The sequence below is a fragment of the Streptomyces sp. Ag82_O1-12 genome (assembly GCF_900182715.1).
GTDB lineage: Bacteria > Actinomycetota > Actinomycetes > Streptomycetales > Streptomycetaceae > Streptomyces > Streptomyces massasporeus.
Window position 1 is genome coordinate 2,228,309 of record NZ_FXUW01000001.1, and the last position, 15,342, is coordinate 2,243,650.

Below are 15,342 nucleotides of genomic sequence, written 5' to 3' on the forward strand. Positions count from 1 at the left end.
AAGCCCCGGCTAGGGCTCGGACCGCCGCTGCTCCGTCTGCTGTTCCCTCTCGGCCTTTTCCTTCTCGGCCTGTTCCCTCTGGGCCTTTTCCTTCTCGGCCTGTTCCTTCTCGGCCCGCGCGAGAGCGGCCTTGGCCACCTTCTCGGCTTCCTTCTCCGCCTTCGCCGCATCCGAGAGCTGCCGCTTCATGGCCGTCGCGTACATGTCGACGTACTCCTGGCCGGAGAGCTTCATGATCTCGTACATGACCTCGTCGGTCACCGCGCGCAGCACGAACCGGTCGTGCTCCATGCCCTGGTAGCGGCTGAAGTCCAGGGGCTTGCCGATGCGGATGCCGGGGCGCATCAGCTTCGGCATGACCTTCCCGGGCGGCTGGATCTTCTCCGTGTCGATCATGGCGACGGGGAGGACGGGGGCACCGGTCGCGAGGGCCACGCGCGCGAGGCCGCCCGGCTTGCCCCGGTAGAGCCGTCCGTCGGGCGAGCGCGTGCCCTCCGGGTAGATCCCGAACAGCTCACCGCGCTCCAGCACCTCTATGCCGCTCTTGATGGCCGCCTCACCCGCGCCGCGCGCACCGGAACGGTCCACGGGGAGCTGCCCGACCCCCTTGAAGAAGGCCGCCGTCATCCGGCCCTTCACGCCGGGCGTGGTGAAGTACTCGGCCTTCGCGATGAAGGTGACCTTGCGGTCGAGGACGGCGGGCAGGAAGAAGGAGTCGGAGAACGACAGGTGATTGCTCGCCAGGATCGCAGCGCCCTCGGCGGGTACGTTCTCCAGGCCCTCCACCCAGGGCCTGAAGGCGAGCTTCAGCGGCCCCCCGATGGTGACCTTCATCGCGCCGTACAACAACCGAGTGCCTCCTGTATGTGTCGATCAGACCTTAACCCGGAGCGCTGTCAAAGGCTCCGACGGCCCTGGTCGGTGTCAGTGCGGTCGCGTACGGTGAAGGTCCCGCGAACGACGTGCGACCCCTTCCATGACGTTCCGTGACATTCCGTGATCGTGCCAGTCCCTTCTCACGACCAGGAGGCCGAAGGTGCCGGTCCTTGCCGGAGCCGAGCCGTTTCACCACGAGGGCGGAGAGGTCGCCGTCCTCCTCTGCCACGGCTTCACCGGATCACCGCAGTCGCTGCGCCCCTGGGCGGAGCACCTCGCCGAGCACGGCATGACCGTCTCCCTGCCGCTGCTGCCCGGGCACGGCACGCGCTGGGAGGACCTGCGGATCACGGGCTGGCAGGACTGGTACGCGGAGGTGGACCGGGAGCTGCGCCTGCTGTGCGAGCGCCGCGAGACGGTCTTCGTCGCCGGTCTGTCCATGGGCGGCGCGCTGGCCCTGCGGCTGGCCGCGAAGCACGGCGACGCCGTCCGCGGTGTCATGGTCGTCAACCCCGCGAACAAGGTGCACGGCCTGGCCGCGCACGCCCTCCCGGTGGTGCGCCACCTCGTCCCCGCGACGAAGGGCATCGCCAGCGACATCGCCAAGCCGGACGGCAGGGAGCTCGGCTACGACCGGGTGCCCCTGCACGCGGCGCACTCGCTGCGCCGGTTCTTCCAGGCCACGGACCGCGAGCTGCCGCAGGTCACCCAGCCGGTGCTGCTGATGCGCAGCCCGCAGGACCACGTGGTGCCGCCCGTCGACTCCGCCCGGATCCTCGGCCGCATCTCGTCGACGGACGTGAAAGAGGTCATCCTGGAACAGAGCTACCACGTCGCCACGTTGGACCATGACGCGGACCGGATCCACGAGGAGAGCCTCGCGTTCATCGGCCGCATCGCGTCCGGCCTCGGCAAGGAGCCCGGGCTCGGCAAGGAAGGGACGACCGCAGGTGGCTGAGCACGACTCCGACCGCGAGGGCCGGGAGCCGGACGAGAAGGGCGTCCCCTTCGACGAGGAGGCCGCCTGGGCGGCGATCGTCGCCGGGTACGGCGAGGAGCCGCCGGACCCGCCGGGCGCCAAGCCGTTCAAGTCGATCGAGGACCTGGCCCTGCCGGCGAGCGGGCCCAACGACGCCGGGATCGACGGCGACCGGGGCGACACGGCCGTGAAGTCCGGGGACGCCGTCAAGCCCGCCGAGCCGCAGGAGGCCGAGGGCCCCGGGGAGGCGCCCGTGAAGCCCCTGGGCGGGTCGGTGTCGTTCGCGCCCGGCGTCGGCCCGCGTGACTACACCACGCCCGAGCCCGCCGAGGACGACTTCGACGAGGACGACGAAGGCCACTTCGTGCCCCCGGAGCCGCCCCCGCTGCCCACCGCCGACCCGACCTCGAAGTTCGCCTGGCTCGGCGTGCTCGGCGGTCCGGTGCTGCTCCTGCTGGCCGTGCTGCTCGGCTGGGACATGACCTGGTGGCTGACCACGCTGGGGATCGGCGGGTTCCTCGGCGGGTTCGCGACGCTGGTGATGCGGATGCGGACGGACGACGAGGAGGACGACGACCCCGGGCGGGGTGCGGTCGTCTAGGAGCCTTCCGTCGGACCTCCGCCGGGGGCCTCCAGGGAAGCCGGCACCCTGAGGGCGGCCAGGACCGGAAGGTGGTCCGTGGCCGCCCTCAGGTCTGCGTCGGACACCCCCGGCTGCCCGGACGGCACGCCGCAGCCCAGCACCTCGATGCCGCCGGTGGCGAAGATCGCGTCGATGCGCTGGTAGGGGTCGGTGGGGGTCCAGGTGTGCTCGCCGCCCCAGGGGGCCGCGGTCCGGCAGTCGGTCAGCCGGCCGGCCAGTCGGCGGAAGGCCGGGCCCTCGGGGCGTTCGTTGAGGTCGCCGCCGGCGATCGCGTGCTCCACGCCCAGGCCGGCGAGCCGGTCCAGGAGCATGCCGGACTGCTCGTAGCGCTCGTCCTTCTGGAGGGACAGGTGGCAGCTGAGCACGCCGAGGCGGGCGCCGGCGAACCGCACGACCGCGGTGGCGAAGCCGCGGCGGTGCAGGCCGGGGGTGGGGGGCAGGAGGATGTCCTCGGTGCGTTCGACGCTCGCGCGGAGCGAGCTGAGGATGGCCGGTCCCGTGGTGGTGGCGCCACCCGTGACGATCACCAGGTCGGAGGCGAGGGCGAGGCGGGCGAGTTTCTTGCGCCAGCGGAAGAAGCGGGGGGCTTCCTGGATGAGGACGAGGTCGGGTGCGCAGGCCTTGATGACACGGGCCAGGGCGTCGGTGTCGTCGCGCATGGAGCGGATGTTGTAGCTGAGGACCCTGATGACCGCGGAACCGTCGGGTTCCGTACGGGAGTTGGGGAGCAGCGGCATGTGATCAATTTACGCCTCATGGCTCGGGGCGCGAGGTACGTGCGCGCGTGCCGGCCGTTCGTGGCTCGTCGCGCAGTTCCTCGCGCCCCCAAGAGCGAGAAAGCAGGGCGTCACATGATCGGGTCGGGTTCCCTCGCCAGGTCCGCCGCGCCCACCAGGCCCGCCTTGTTGCCCAGTTCCGCCGCGCGGAGCTCGGCCACCGGGCGCCAGTTGCCGCCGACCAGCCAGCGCTTGTAGGACTTGCGGATCGGGCCGAGGACCAGTTCGCCCTCGTCGGAGAGGCCGCCGCCGACGATGAACGCCGACGGGTCGAAGAGGGAGGCCAGGTCGGCCAGGCCCGCGCCGACCCAGCGGGCCAGTTCGCGGTAGGAGTCGACGGCCACCCGGTCGCCCTGGCGGGCGGCCATGGAGATGTGCTTGCCCTCGATGCCGTCGGGCGTGCCGTTGCCGAGGCCGAGCAGGATCTCGGCGTTCTCGGGGGTGGCGTTGGCGCGCTGCTTGGCGTACCTCACCAGCGCCCGGCCCGACGCGTACTGCTCCCAGCAGCCCTGTGAACCGCAGCCGCACAGCAGGCCGTCCGGCACCATGCGGATGTGGCCGAACTCGGCGGCCACGCCGAAGTGCCCGCGGCGCAGCTTGTTGCCGATGATGATGCCGCCGCCGAGGCCGGTGCCCAGCGTGATGCAGATGACGTTGCGATGGCCCTTGCCCGCGCCGAACTTGTACTCGCCCCACGCCGCGGCGTTCGCGTCGTTCTCCACGACCACCGGGAGGCCCACGCGAGCCTCGACCTTTTCCTTGAGCGGCTCGTTGCGCCAGTGGATGTTGGGCGCGAAGTAGACCTCGGAGCGCTGCCGGTTCACGTAGCCGGCGGCACCGATGCCCACGCCGACGATGTCGTGACCGACGCGTGCGCCGTCCACCGCCGAGGCGATGGCGTCCACGATGCCCTCAGCCGTGCCCGGGGTCGGCACCTTGTGGGTCGAGAGGATGTTGCCTTCCTCATCGACCACGCCGGCCGCGATCTTCGTGCCGCCGATGTCGACGCCGATGGTGAGTCCCATGAATCCCTCAGTTTCGGTCGAGCCCCGCTACGGCCAACGGTACCCGAGCCCTGCCCCCGGGTTCGCTGTCGTCCGCACGGTGGGCACCCCGGGCGGCCGCACCGGGACCGCCGCTCGGCCGGGGCCGGGGACTCAGTCCAGGTCGATGCGCTCCCCGGGGCCGGCGTCGTCGCCGCCGTCCCGGCGTCCGCCCTGGTCACGGGTGACGTCCTGGTCGTCGCTGCCGGTCCAGCGCCGCTCCTGGGCCTGCACGGCGGAGCGGTAGGCCGCGAGCAGTTCGTTCCCGGCCGCCGCCAGGTGGTCGAAGACGTCCGGATTGCGTTCGATGACGGGTTCGACGGCGTCCTTGGCCTGCTGGACGACCTGTCGTACGACCTGCTGGGCGGCGGGCCCCGCGACCGCGCCGAGCAGCGGGGACTGGGCACCGGACAGCTTCTCCGCGACGGCGTCGACGAGCTTCTTCAGTTCCTCGGCGGCGGAGCCCGGGGGCGTGCCGTGCTCGGCGCGGCGGCGGGCCTTCTCCGCCTGGAGGTCCTCGGCGCACGCGGTCGCCCAGGCGTCGGCGTCGCTCGCCCGCACCTCGTCCGCGGCCTCTTCGCGGGCGGCGTCGGACGGGGGGAGCTCTTCGCTCATGACGGACTCCTGACTACGGTTCGTCTCTACGACGTTACCCGAACGGGCGTACCGGGTTCACGGGCCGGTACCGGCCGTGTTCGCCCGGTTCCGCCCCGCTGTCTCACCGGCCCTGCGGCCACAGCTTCGGGTCGGGCGCGAAGCGGATCCGCAGCTCGCCGTCGCGCAGGGCGGCTCCGTCGACGGTGCAGCGGCGCAGCACGGAGGGCAGCGGGACGACCCGGCGGAACCGCCCCACCGTGACGACGAGTTCGTCGCCGCGCCGGACGAGGTCCAGTTCCTCCCGTATGGCGCCGGGCAGCGGGATCTGCCAGACCAGCACGCCGTCCTCGCCGAGCCGGTCGGTCACCGGCCAGTCGGCGGCGGGGGCCCGCTGTGCGACGCCGGGCACGGCGAGGGCGGTGAGGTCGTCGGCGCCGCGCGGGTCGTGTCCGAGGTGGGCGACGGTGCGCACGTCGTAGGAGTCCCGCCACTCCTCCAGCGTCTTGCGCTGCTGGGCGACCGGGCCGGCGAGCCAGGTGTCCGGGGACGCCTCGGGCAGGACTCGGTTGGCGACCACGACGTCGGTGGCGAGACCGCGCAGGGCGAGGCCGAGGCCGGCGGTGCGCAGCGCGTCGGCACCGGCCGGCCCGGGCTCGGCGACCAGCCGTACGACGGTGCCGCGGTCGGCGACGACCGCCTCGACGGCGGCCAGTTCCAGGTCCCAGCGGGCCGCCGTCTCGTAGAGCCACTCGGCGGGCATGGGAACGCCGGCGAGGCGGCCGAGGACGGGGCGCAGGGCGCGGGCGGCCTGCCGTTCGGGCGGCAGGAGGCGGCGCAGATAGCGGCGGAGTTCCTCGGGCAGGGCGAGGAGGGCGAGGGCCTGCGGGGCCGGGGGGAGGTCGACGACGAGGGTGTCGTACTTCTCGGACAGCGCGGCGTCCCGCAGGGCGCGCAGCAGGGCGAGTTCCTCGGCGCCGGGCAGGGGGGTGAGTTCTTCGGGGTCGAGGCGGGAGGCGCCGAGCAGGTCCAGGGCGGAGGAGGCGCGGTCCTGGAGGGCGACGAGGTCCCTGCGGAAGTCCTGCGCGGCGTCGGGGCGCCAGGCGGTGAGGTGCGGGGCGGCCTGGACCGGGGCCGGGCCGGTCTCCACTCCCAGGGCGGCACCGAGGCTGTCCGTGCGGTCGGTGCCGAGGACGAGGGTGCGGTCGCCCTCGGCCGCCGCGGCCAGGGCGGTCGCGGCCGCGAGGGTGGTACGACCGCTGCCGCCGGGGCCGGTGATCAGGATGGTGCGCATGGGGCTGAACGGTACCGGGCGTCGCCGGAGCACCCGGTGCTGCCGCCGGGTGGCCGCGCGGCCAGGGCTACTTGCCCGCTTCGACCCGCTTCTTCAGCCCCGCCAGCGCCCGGTCGATGATGACCTTCTCGGCCTTGCGCTTGATCATGCCGAGCATGGGGATCTTCACGTCGACGGTCAGGGCGTAGGTGACCTCCGTGGCGCCCGCGCCGGACGGCTTGAGGATGTACGCGCCGTCGAGGGACCGGAGCATCTGGGACTTCACCAGCGTCCAGGACACCTCGTTCTCGCCGGTCCAGGTGTAGCCGAGGACCTGGTCGTCCTTGATGGCGCCCGCGTCCATGACGAGGCGGACCTGCTCGGCGCGGCCCTGGGCGTCGGTCTTGAGGACCTCGGCCTCCTTCACCTCGCCGGTCCAGTCCGGGTAGCGGGCGAAATCGGAGATGACCGCCATGACGTCGGCCGGGGCCGCCTCGATGGTGATGCTCGAGCTGGTGTGTTCCGCCATCGCCGTGGCTCCTCCAGGTGCGGGCCGGTATGAGGTCGTGCGCACGTGCGCGCAGCGTGAAGGCTACCGCGCACGGGACCCGCGGATCTCACCCGACCTGGGGCGTCCTCACCACTCCAGCGCCCAGGGCGTTCCGGTCGACGCGAAGTGCCCCACGTTCACGCACTCGGTCGCCCCGATCCGCATCCTCTTCATCAGCGGCTGGTGGACGTGCCCGAAGAGGGAGTAGCGGGGCCGGGTGCGGCGGATGGCGTCCAGCAGGGCGCGGCTGCCGCGCTCGAAACGGCGGGCGACGGTGTCGTAGACGAGCTCGGGGACCTCGGGCGGGATGTGCGTGCAGAGCACGTCGACCTCGCCCACGGCCTCGATCTTCGCCGCGTACTCCTCGTCGCTGATCTCGTACGGCGTCCGCATCGGTGTGCGCAGGCCGCCGCCGACGAAGCCGAAGATCCGGCCGCCGATCTCGACGCGCTCGCCGTCGAGGACGGTCATGCCGGGGCCCGCGTACTCCCGCCACAGGGGCGGCATGTCGACGTTGCCGTAGGTGGCGTACGTCGGAGTGGGGAAGGCGGCGAACATCTCGGCGTACTGCTTGCGCACCGCCTCCTCGATCACCGAGGCACGGTCCTCGCCGACGCCGGCCCACAGCCGGGCGCCGAACTCCCGGGCCTCCTGGAAACGGCGGGCGGTGCGCAGCGCGACGATGCGGTCGGCGTTCTCGACCCCGAACAGGTCGGGGAAGATGCCGCGGGAGTGGTCCGCGTAGTCGAGGAACAGGACGAGGTCGCCCAGACATATCAGGGCGTCCGCGCCCTCACCGGCCCTGGCCAGGTCGCGGGCGTTGCCGTGCACGTCGCTGACCACGTGTACGCGTGTCCGGTGGTCGCGGGCTGGTGTGGGTGCCATGACGATCAAGCGTAAGCGGGTGCGGCAGACGTGAACAGTGGCGGCCGGACCTGCGGTTACTGGCCAGTCAGTTAGTCCGTGGACTACTGTGCGCGAAGGAATACCCAACTGTGTGACGCAGCGAACATCTCGACGGGACCCCCTGTCGGAGAAGCCATACCGGCGGGTAACGTCCGGGCAGTCCAGTCGTGCTCTGCATTTCAACAAGTGAATGCCTGAGTACCTCCCCGAGCCTTGGACCGCACCGTCGCAGCACACACCGTCGTGGCGCCGGCGCCCTATGAGGAGCAGCAGTCTTGCGCGAGTTCAGCCTTCCGGCTTTGTACGAGGTCCCTGCGGACGGAAATCTGACCGACATCGTCCGCAGAAACGCCGCGCAGCACCCGGACGTCGCCGTCATCGCCCGCAAGATCGGCGGCAGCTGGCAGGACGTCACGGCCACGGAGTTCCTCGCCGAGGTGCACACGGCCGCGAAGGGGCTGATCGCCGCCGGGGTCCAGCCGGGCGACCGGGTGGGCCTGATGTCCCGCACCCGCTACGAGTGGACGCTGCTGGACTTCGCGATCTGGAGCGCGGGCGCGGTGACCGTGCCGGTGTACGAGACCAGTTCGCCGGAGCAGGTGCAGTGGATCCTCGGCGACTCGGGCGCGACCGCCTGCGTCGTGGAGTCGGACGCCCACTCGGCCACGATCGAGTCGGTGCGCGACCGGCTGCCGGCGCTCAAGCACGTGTGGCAGATCGAGGGCGGCGGCCTCGACGAGCTGGGCCGGCTCGGCCAGGACGTCACGGACGAGACGGTCGAGGAGCGCGGCTCGTTCGCCAAGGCCGACGACCCGGCGACCATCGTCTACACCTCGGGCACCACCGGCCGTCCCAAGGGCTGTGTGCTCACCCACCGCAGCTTCTTCGCCGAGTGCGGCAACATCGTGGAGCGGCTGCGTCCGCTGTTCCGCACGGGCGAGTGCTCGGTGCTGCTCTTCCTGCCGCTCGCGCACGTCTTCGGCCGGCTGGTGCAGATCGCGCCCATGATGGCGCCGATCAAGCTCGGCTGCGTCCCGGACATCAAGAACCTCACCGACGAGCTGGCCTCGTTCCGCCCGACGCTGATCCTCGGGGTCCCGCGCGTCTTCGAGAAGGTCTACAATTCGGCGCGTGCCAAGGCGCAGGCCGACGGCAAGGGCAAGATCTTCGACAAGGCCGCCGACACCGCGATCGCCTACAGCAAGGCGCTGGACACCCCCTCGGGCCCGTCCTTCGGCCTGAAGATCAAGCACAAGACGTTCGACAAGCTCGTCTACAGCAAACTCCGCGCGGTCCTCGGCGGCCGGGGCGAGTACGCCATCTCCGGCGGCGCCCCGCTCGGCGAGCGCCTCGGTCACTTCTTCCGCGGCATCGGCTTCACGGTCCTGGAGGGCTACGGCCTGACCGAGTCCTGCGCGGCCACCGCGTTCAACCCCTGGGACCGGCAGAAGATCGGCACGGTCGGCCAGCCGCTGCCCGGCTCGGTGGTGCGGATCGCCGACGACGGTGAGGTGCTGCTGCACGGCGAGCACCTGTTCAAGGAGTACTGGAACAACCCCGGCGCTAGTGCGGAGGCGCTGGCCGACGGCTGGTTCCACACCGGTGACATCGGCACCCTCGACGAGGACGGCTACCTGAGGATCACCGGCCGCAAGAAGGAGATCATCGTCACCGCGGGCGGCAAGAACGTCGCCCCGGCCGTGATCGAGGACCGCATCCGGGCACACGCCCTGGTCGCGGAGTGCATGGTGGTGGGCGACGGGCGGCCGTTCGTGGGCGCGCTGGTCACCATCGACGAGGAGTTCCTGGGCCGTTGGTGCTCCGACCACGGCAAGCCGGCGGGTTCCACCGCGGCGTCGCTGAGCGAGGACCCGGACCTGCTGGCCGCGATCCAGGCGGCGATCGACGACGGCAACGCCGCGGTGTCGAAGGCGGAATCGGTGCGGAAGTTCCGCATTCTGTCCTCCCAGTTCACGGAGGAGTCGGGCCACCTGACCCCCTCGCTGAAGCTGAAGCGGAACGTGGTGGCGAAGGACTACGCGCACGAGGTCGAGGCGATCTACGCCAAGTAGGGCGCTCTACGCCCAGCAGTGCGCGCGCGGCGTCATGGCGCGGTGTCCTCGGCGAGGACCCGCGCCATCGTGCGTTCGGCGAGCGCGGTGATGGTCACGAAGGGATTCACCCCGAGCGACCCGGGCACGAGCGAGCCGTCGGTGACGTACAGCCGGGGGTATCCCTTGACCCGCCCGTAGTCGTCCGTGGCCCTGCCCAGCACGCAGCCGCCGAGCGGGTGGTAGGTGAAGTCGTCGGCGAAGACCTTGTTCCCCGAACCGAACAGGTCGTAGCGGTAGATCGTCGCGTTGGCCGCGTTGATCCGGTCGAAGAGCCTCTTGGCCATGGCGACGGAGACCGCGGAGTCCGCGGCCGTCCAGCCCAGCCGCAACCTGCCCGAGCCGGTGTCGTAGGAGAAGGACGCCCGTTCCGGGTTCCTGGTGATCGCCAGATAGAGGCTCACCCAGTGCTCCAGGCCCGTCGGCAGCGGCGCGATCTCGGCGAACACCGGGTTGGCGGTGTTGGCCCAGTCGTCGATGCCCATGACCGGCATGGTCGACTGGTTCGCTCCGACCGTGTCCCACAGGTGGTTGGCCCGGCCCAGCATCACGTTGCCGTTGGTGCCCCAGCCGGCGCCGACACTGGCGTCGAGGCCGGGCAGGGTGCCCGTCTCCCGGGCGCGCAGCAGCAGTTCGGTGGTGCCGAGGCTGCCGCCGCCGAGGAAGAGGTACGTGCAGCCGTACTCCTTGGTCTGGACGACCCGGCCGGTCTCGTCGACGCGGTCGGCCGTCAGGACGTAGGTCCCGTCCGGCGCGCGGCTGACGGCGCGCGCCTTCTCCAGGGTGTGGATGGTGACGTTGCCGGTGCCGAGCGCGGCGGCGAGGTAGGTCTTGTCGAGGCTGCGCTTGCCGTGGTTGTTGCCGTAGATGACCTCGCCGCCGAGCGCCGACTTCGGGGCGGTGCCGGCCGCCTCGCGCTGCATGTGGCCGAAGTCGTAGACGCTCGGCACGAAGGTGGTCCGCAGGCCCGTCTTCTCGGCGTGCTTGCGGGAGACGCGGGCGAAGCGGTACCACTCCGTCGACTCGAACCAGGCGGGGTCGACGGTGTTCACGCCGAGGGCGGCGCGGGCGCGCGGGAAGTACGTGCCGTACATCTCGTCGGCGTCGACGGTGGGGAACTGCTCGGCGAAGTACGACCGGGGCGGGGTGACCGCCATGCTCCCGTTGACCAGGGAGCCGCCGCCGACGCCCCGGCCGACGTACACGGACATCTGGTCGAAGTGCACGCGGTCCAGGACCCCGGGGTAGGGGTCGATGTCCCGGTTGACCACGTCCAGCCACAGGAAGCTGGACAGGGGGGCCTCGGTGCGGGTGCGGAACCACATGGACCGCTGGTCGGGGGCGTTGGTGGCGCAGAAGACCTTGCCGTCGGGGCCGGTGGTGTTCCAGAGACGGCCCATCTCCAGGACGATCGTGCGGATGCCGGCCTGGCCGAGACGGAGGGCGGCGACCGCTCCGCCGTAGCCGGAGCCGACGACGATCGCCGGGGCGGTGTCGACTGCGTCGGGCTGGGCGGCTCGGGCGCTTTGGAGGCCGATGCGGGTGAAGCCGAGGGCGGCGGCTGTCTGGAGGGCTGCCACGCCGAGGATGTGACGTCTTGTCAGCTGACGCTGCATCAGTTTTACTGTCATGCGCGCAGCATCGGCGGAATTTGTGGTTCCGCCTAGTGGGGTGCGGCTTGATCCTTGTGGGCGGGTGCGGGGTTGTCCGTGGCTTGCCGCGCCCACGCGGCGGAGCCGCACGTTGACACAGCCCCGCGCTCCTGAGGGGCGATTGCTCTACAGCAAGTTTTTGAGCCGCTCGGCGAGCAGGTCCCAGCGCCACTTCTCCTCGACCCACTCCCGGCCCCGCTCCCCCATCCTGCGGCGGAGCTCGGCGTCGCCGAGGAGGACGGTGATGCGGTCGGCGGCCTCCTCCGGGGAACCGCCCTTCACCACCCAGCCCGTCTCGCCGTCGAGGACCGCGTCCGGGGCGCCGCCCGAGTCGCCGGCCACCACCGGCAGGCCCGTCGCGGAGGCCTCCAGGTAGACGATGCCGAGGCCCTCGACGTCGAGGCCGCCGCGGCGGGTGCGGCAGGGCATCGCGAAGACGTCGCCGGCGCCGTAATGTGCGGGCAGCTCCGACCAGGGCACGGCGCCGGTGAAGCGGACGGCGGAGGCGACGCCCGTCTCGTGCGCGAGTCGCCGCAGGTCCTTCTCGTAGGGGCCGCCGCCGACGATCAGCAGGACGGTGTCCGGCTCGGCGGCCAGGATGCGGGGCAGGGCCCGGATCAGGGTGTCCTGCCCTTTGCGCCGCACCAGCCGGGAGACGCAGACCACCACGGGCCGGTCCGTCAGGCCCAGCCGGGCCCGCACCTCGTCGCCGCCCGAGCCGGGGTGGAAGGTCTTCTCGTCGACGCCGGGCGGCAGCTGCGCCATCCGGGCGGCGGCCCCGGGCGTCAGGGCGGGGGCGATGCGCGAGCGGGTGTACTCGCCGAGGTAGGTGATCGTGTCCGTGGCGTCGCCGATCCGGCGCAGCAGCTGCCGGGCGGCGGGCAGCTGGGCCCAGCCCGCCTCGTGGCCGTGCGTGGTGGCGACCAGCCGCTCGGCGCCCGCACCGCGCAGCGCCGGGGCCATCAGGCCGAGCGGGGCCGCCGCCCCGAACCACACCGAGGCGCAGCCGTGCTCCCGCAGCAGTCCGACGGCCCGCCGCGTGGCGCCCGGCGTCGGCAGCAGCATGGTCGTGCGGTCCCGTACGACGGTGAAGGGCTGCTCGGCGTCGAAGGCGCGGGTCGCCTCGACGCCCTCCCGGGTCCGCTTCCAGGTCGAGGCGTAGACGACCAGCTGCTGCGGGTCCAGCCGCAGCGCCATGTTGTGCAGGAAGGCCTGGATGCCGCCGGGCCGGGGCGGGAAGTCGTTCGTCACGATCAGGGTCTTGCGCACGCCGCCGACCCTACCGAACCGCCCTCGTCGCCCTGTACGGCAGCGTGTATGGCACGCTCACAGCTGACGGGCCCATCATGGCCCCCTCGACACGGCAGGCGGACGGGCAGGGATCACGACGTGAAGACGACGGGCACGGGGCGGTCCCTGGCATGGCTGCCGGTGGTCTGGTGTCTCACCAGGCTGGTGCTGCTGCTGTTCGTCCTGAAGGTGTACGTCTTCCCGGGCCCGGACGTGACGAGCGACGTACAGGTGATCTACCAGGGCTGGTTCGACGTCCTGAGCACCGGAACGTTCCCGCTGGGCGATGTCACCTGGCAGTACCCGCCCGCCGCCGCGCTGGCGATCCTCTCCCCCGGCCTGCTGCCCTTCCTGGACTACGCGACCGCGTTCTACGTCCTGGTCTGCGTCACCGACCTGGCCGTGCTGGCCCTGATGACGTACGCGGGCCGCCGCCCGGGCCGGTCGATGCGCGGCGCCTGGGTGTGGGTGATCGGCGTCCCGCTGCTCGGCCCGACGGTGTACGCCCGCTACGACGTGATGGTCACGGCCGTGGCGATGGCCGCACTGCTCGCGGGCGCCCGGCACCCCAGGGCGATGGGGGCCCTGGCCGCCTTCGGGGCGCTGCTGAAGGTGTGGCCCGCGATGCTGCTTCTCGCCGCCCGCCGGCGCGGCGCCTGGGTGTCGGCGCTGGTGACCGGCGTCGTGGTGACGGGGGTGTTCGCGCTGGCCATGCCGGGCGCGTTCGCGTTCCTGACCTTCCAGCGCGACCGGGGCACCGAGGTGGAGTCGCTGGGCGCGCTGGTCTTCCACGTCGCCCGGCACTTCGGCTGGCAGGGCGAGGTGAAGCTGAACTACGGATCGATCGAGTTCCTCGGGCCGTACGTGAGCGAGGTGAGCACCGGCGCGCTGTTCCTGACCGGGGCGGCCTTCGGCTGGCTGGTGCTGTGGCGGCTGCTGGCCCGGCACTTCGAGGAGCACACGCTCGCGGACGCGGCCTTCGTGGCGGTCCTGATGTTCACCACCACCAGCCGGGTGATCAGCCCGCAGTACATGGTGTGGCTGGTCGGGCTGGCGGCGGTGTGCCTGTACTTCCCGGGCAGCCGGATGCGGCTGCCGGTCGCGCTGGTGCTGGTGGCGTGCTTCGCGACGGTGCTGGAGTTCCCGTACTACTTCGCCGACGTGGTGGCCAGTGACGGCCTCGGCCTCACTCTGCTGTTCCTGCGCAACGGCCTGCTGGTGGTCGCCACCCTCCTCGCGGCCCGCGCCCTGTGGAAGGCGACGGTGCCGCGCACGGCCCCCGCCACCCTGCCGTCTCAGCCGGCCGCCCGAGCCGGGGAGACCCCCGTCTCCTCCTGAGCCGGGGCGCGCCGGAACAGCACCCCCGCCAGGGCACACTGCACCCCCGTCGCGAGCGCCAGCGCGAGACACACCCCCGGCAGCCCGAGCCCCGTCAGGCTGTCGGCGAGGGCCAGCTGCACCGCGGTCCCGAGCACGGTCACCCGCAGCAGCACGGAGGCGCCCCCGCTGCCCTCGAAGACTCCGCCGAGCGCGATGAGACAGGCCATGAGCAACAGGTAGGGCCCGACGCAACGCAGGAACAGCACACCCTGGTGCGCGACTTCGGGCCCGGCTCCGAAGACGGCCATGAGCCACGGGGCACCAACGGCCAGCAGTACGGCCGCGCCGAGGCCGAGGGCGCCGGAGAGAAGCACGGTCTGCCTCCCGATCGCCCGCCGTTCGTCCTCTCCCGCGCCCCGCGTGTGCGCGGTGTGGATGGCGGCGGCCTGGCGGACGGCGTAGAAGGCCATGGTCGCCACGTACATGACCTTGTAGGCGATCGCGTACGCGGCCACCGCCGTCACCCCGAGCCGCGCCACGATCGCGACCAGGGCCAGCGCACCCGTCTGCCGCACGGTGAAGTCGGCTGACATCGGCAGGCCGGTCGTCAGCGTCCGGCGCAGGGACGCGGCCGGGGACTCGCCCGGCCCGGCCCGCCGGGCCTCGCGCAGCAGGGCGTTGCGCCGGACCGCGAGGAGGCCCGCCCCGAGCGCCACGCACCGGGACAGCACGGTGGCGGCCGCGGCGCCCTGGACACCGTGGAGGTGGATGAGGAGCGGGTCCAGGGCCAGGATCAGGCCGCCTGCCAGCAGGGCGAGCCGCATCGGGGTCCGGGTGTCGCCGGCGCCCTTGAGGATGCCGTCGATGAGTTGCTGGGCGAAGAAGACTGCCATGCCCGGCATGGACAGGGTGAAGTAGGCGGCGGCGAGCGGGAGGGCGGCGCCGTCCGCCCCGCCGAGCACCAGCCGGGCCAGCGGTTCGCCGGCGATCAGGCCGCCCGCCACCGCCAGGGGCGTCACCAGCGCCCACAGCGCCCATCCGCCCCGCACGGCGGCCCGGACCGCCCCAGGGTCGCGGGCACCCCGGGCGTGGGCGACCAGCACGGTGGTGCCGGAGCCGAAGACCAGGGCGATGCCGAGCAGCACGTTTTCCGTGGTGGTCGCGACGGCCACGGCGGCCACGGCCGGACCGCCCAGCCGGGCGACCCAGACGGTGTTGATGATGCCGGCGGCGACGGAGGCGAGGAGCGAGAAGTAGACGGGGCGGGCGAGCAGCACGAGCTGTCTGCGGTGGGCGTTCACGGTGGCGGTCCCCCCGGGTCCTGGAGAG

General features: G+C 72.2%; 14 protein-coding genes. 4 read left to right on the forward strand and 10 right to left on the reverse strand.

Translation table 11 applies throughout. The annotated features are described in order from the left end of the window. Window positions 1–9: 9 nt before the first annotated feature. Window positions 10–834, reverse strand: a complete 825-nt coding sequence (locus QOL88_RS10300) for a lysophospholipid acyltransferase family protein (RefSeq protein ID WP_097222926.1) — start codon at window positions 832–834, stop codon at window positions 10–12. 202 nt (window positions 835–1,036) lie between these two features. Here QOL88_RS10300 and QOL88_RS10305 point away from each other — a divergent pair, with 202 nt between their 5' ends. Both QOL88_RS10305 and QOL88_RS10310 read left to right on the forward strand, forming a co-directional pair. After that, entirely contained in the window at window positions 1,037–1,834 is a 798-nt protein-coding gene (locus tag QOL88_RS10305; RefSeq protein ID WP_097216143.1) for an alpha/beta hydrolase, read from the forward strand. Then, window positions 1,827–2,456 (forward strand): hypothetical protein, encoded by a 630-nt coding sequence (locus QOL88_RS10310; RefSeq protein ID WP_097216144.1) that lies wholly within the window; start codon window positions 1,827–1,829, stop codon window positions 2,454–2,456. Before QOL88_RS10305 ends, QOL88_RS10310 begins: the two co-directional genes overlap by 8 nt. Here the strand turns inward: QOL88_RS10310 and QOL88_RS10315 are convergent. From QOL88_RS10315 to QOL88_RS10340, 6 genes are all read right to left on the reverse strand, one after another. After that, window positions 2,453–3,235 (reverse strand): endonuclease/exonuclease/phosphatase family protein, encoded by a 783-nt coding sequence (locus tag QOL88_RS10315; RefSeq protein ID WP_097216145.1) that lies wholly within the window; start codon window positions 3,233–3,235, stop codon window positions 2,453–2,455. The two genes, QOL88_RS10310 and QOL88_RS10315, sit on opposite strands and share 4 nt — an antisense overlap. Window positions 3,236–3,345: 110 nt before the next feature. Further along, window positions 3,346–4,299 (reverse strand): ROK family glucokinase, encoded by a 954-nt coding sequence (locus QOL88_RS10320; RefSeq protein WP_097216146.1) that lies wholly within the window; start codon window positions 4,297–4,299, stop codon window positions 3,346–3,348. A gap of 132 nt (window positions 4,300–4,431) precedes the next feature. Further along, window positions 4,432–4,932, reverse strand: a complete 501-nt coding sequence (locus QOL88_RS10325) for a DUF5304 domain-containing protein (protein ID WP_097216147.1) — start codon at window positions 4,930–4,932, stop codon at window positions 4,432–4,434. 103 nt (window positions 4,933–5,035) lie between these two features. Beyond that, the gene (locus QOL88_RS10330) at window positions 5,036–6,205 is read right to left on the reverse strand and encodes an ArsA family ATPase (protein WP_097216148.1); all 1,170 of its coding nucleotides are present in this window, start codon (window positions 6,203–6,205) and stop codon (window positions 5,036–5,038) included. A gap of 67 nt (window positions 6,206–6,272) precedes the next feature. Next, entirely contained in the window at window positions 6,273–6,713 is a 441-nt protein-coding gene (locus tag QOL88_RS10335; protein ID WP_097216149.1) for an SRPBCC family protein, read from the reverse strand. A 108-nt stretch (window positions 6,714–6,821) separates the two neighbouring features. After that, window positions 6,822–7,619 (reverse strand): metallophosphoesterase family protein, encoded by a 798-nt coding sequence (locus tag QOL88_RS10340; RefSeq protein WP_097216150.1) that lies wholly within the window; start codon window positions 7,617–7,619, stop codon window positions 6,822–6,824. Between the two features lie 296 nt (window positions 7,620–7,915). On the opposite strand from QOL88_RS10340, the gene QOL88_RS10345 reads away from it, so the two are divergent. After that, entirely contained in the window at window positions 7,916–9,712 is a 1,797-nt protein-coding gene (locus QOL88_RS10345) for an AMP-dependent synthetase/ligase (protein ID WP_097216151.1), read from the forward strand. 32 nt (window positions 9,713–9,744) lie between these two features. On the opposite strand, the gene QOL88_RS10350 is transcribed toward QOL88_RS10345, so the two are convergent. Then, window positions 9,745–11,367, reverse strand: a complete 1,623-nt coding sequence (locus QOL88_RS10350; protein WP_257027685.1) for a GMC oxidoreductase — start codon at window positions 11,365–11,367, stop codon at window positions 9,745–9,747. A gap of 162 nt (window positions 11,368–11,529) precedes the next feature. Next, the gene (locus QOL88_RS10355) at window positions 11,530–12,672 is read right to left on the reverse strand and encodes a glycosyltransferase family 4 protein (RefSeq protein ID WP_097216152.1); all 1,143 of its coding nucleotides are present in this window, start codon (window positions 12,670–12,672) and stop codon (window positions 11,530–11,532) included. A gap of 120 nt (window positions 12,673–12,792) precedes the next feature. Between QOL88_RS10355 and QOL88_RS10360 the strand changes: the two genes are divergently transcribed. Further along, window positions 12,793–14,031: a glycosyltransferase 87 family protein gene (locus tag QOL88_RS10360; protein WP_097216153.1), complete on the forward strand. Its 1,239-nt coding sequence runs from the start codon at window positions 12,793–12,795 to the stop codon at window positions 14,029–14,031. Here the strand turns inward: QOL88_RS10360 and QOL88_RS10365 are convergent. After that, window positions 13,989–15,314, reverse strand: a complete 1,326-nt coding sequence (locus QOL88_RS10365) for an MATE family efflux transporter (protein WP_097216154.1) — start codon at window positions 15,312–15,314, stop codon at window positions 13,989–13,991. The genes QOL88_RS10360 and QOL88_RS10365 overlap by 43 nt on opposite strands. Between the last annotated feature and the right edge of the window lie 28 nt (window positions 15,315–15,342).